At 63.8% G+C, this 1,659-nt stretch carries 1 protein-coding gene; it reads right to left on the bottom strand.

The window, feature by feature from the left end:
- Nucleotides 1-295 precede the first annotated feature (295 nt).
- Nucleotides 296-1,659: hypothetical protein (locus ACFCZN_RS21240; protein WP_430558084.1), on the bottom strand; the 1,364-nt coding region annotated here is incomplete at its 5' end.

Raw genomic sequence — 1,659 nt, 5'->3', positions numbered from 1 at the left:
ATGTAGGCGTTCGCGTTTTCGCGCTGCTGTCGAGATGCAGGCTAGTTTGACCAATCCGCCTTCTAGTTTACCCGTGCGATGCAGGCGGTTCGGCCTCGGAGGGTGTGCAGCTTCTCGTCAGGTGCCTGAGAGTTTGGGCGACAGTGGACCTCGAACAGGGCCCTACCACTCGCACACCATCACTGCTGCCGCGTGTGGTTGCGGTTACTCTCCGCATCTCCTGGTCGATGCCCGCTGCGACGCGGACGCTCACCGCCGATCGTCGCCGACGTGCAGTCATCGCTGCTGCGGTGTGTTACTCGGATTCGCTCGCCTTGTCGTCGCCGGTCGCAGGGGTGGGTTCGATGATGCCTAGAGGTTCGACGGTCAGCGGCTGGTTCGGATCGCGCCTCGGGTCGTTGTCCAGGAAGACGCGGAAGGGTGTTCCGTCGACGCCCCGGATGCGTGCGGACATTCCTTCGGCGGTGCCGGACCGCAGTGCGTCGAGCACGGCTTGCGGCTCGGTGTACTGCGCCTGTGGGTGGAAAATCTTGGCTCGGATGGGCAGCTTGTGGCTCTGGACCAGGTAGTGCACTTCGGTCTCGAGCACCACCATCACGGCCTCGGACTGGAGCCAGTCTTCTAGCGGCCCTCCGGCCTTGCCGTTGAGCACCACATCCAGGCTTTGAAAGTCTCGTTCGGCGACAACGCGGCCATCGACCACGAGTCGGGCCTTGCGGATTTCCTCGCGTTCGGCCCAGGTGAGCTCGTTCGGCAGCCTTAGCGGGACTGAGAAGTGCCGTGAGAGCACGGTCAGGTCGTCGATCAGCTGGCGCGTGTACCCGTCGGGGCTCAGCTCGTTGAAGGCTGCATCTGGGATATGGAACCTGAACAGTCGCTTGCCGGCGGCCCGCACTTCGAGCTTTAGTTCTGCGCCCGGGGCGAACTTGTCCATAAACTTCAGGGCCTCTGCCACGTCGGTGATGCGGTGGTCCTCGAGCTTGGAGGTGATCGTCGTCGACACCTTCTCCAGGGCATCGCGCATCACGAACTCGAAGTTCAGACCGCACGCGAGCTCGAGCCACAGCTTCTTCCCGCGGTTTCCGCGGCTCATCCGGGACCGGCCGTCGAGGCTCTGCAGCGTGGCCCCTGAGGCGGTGACGGTCCGCAACTCGACGGGGACTTCCCTGGACAGGTTGACCGGCCCCACGCCCATCTCGGCAATGTCGGTGACGTCCTGGGCAAACCACTGAGGGCCGTCCATCTTCACCGACACCAGGGCATCGGCGCTGATGCTCAGACCTGCCCCTCCGTAGTCGTGGAGCTCCTCAAGCCGGGCTCGCGCTTCCTCACCAGCGAGGTTGTTCTTGAACTGCGGCGTGATGGACAGCGGTTCGTGCTCATGCGCGTCTGGGCGCTTGGCGACCAAGCGCTGAGTCAATGACCCATCCGTCCCCAAGACCATCTCTGCGCCCCAGAACGCGCTTCGAGCATTCACGCGTTCCGAGAAGCTACGGGCGACCTTCTCGAGGTCAGCGAACGTGTTCAGTGCCAGATGCTCGTTGCCACTCAGGCGAAGCGCCTCGGTGAGCGGTCCGGCTGTCAGCAAACGATGGATGTCCGGTGCCTTGGAGAGCATGTGGTCTAGCCCGTCGCGGGCCAGGATCGAGACGCTGACCC

The organism is Isoptericola sp. NPDC056134, assembly GCF_042264825.1.
In the GTDB taxonomy this organism is placed as follows: Bacteria; Actinomycetota; Actinomycetes; order Actinomycetales; family Cellulomonadaceae; genus Isoptericola; species Isoptericola nanjingensis.
The sequence above is the reverse complement of the archived record's forward strand: the minus strand, read 5'-3'. Positions and strand labels throughout refer to the sequence as shown.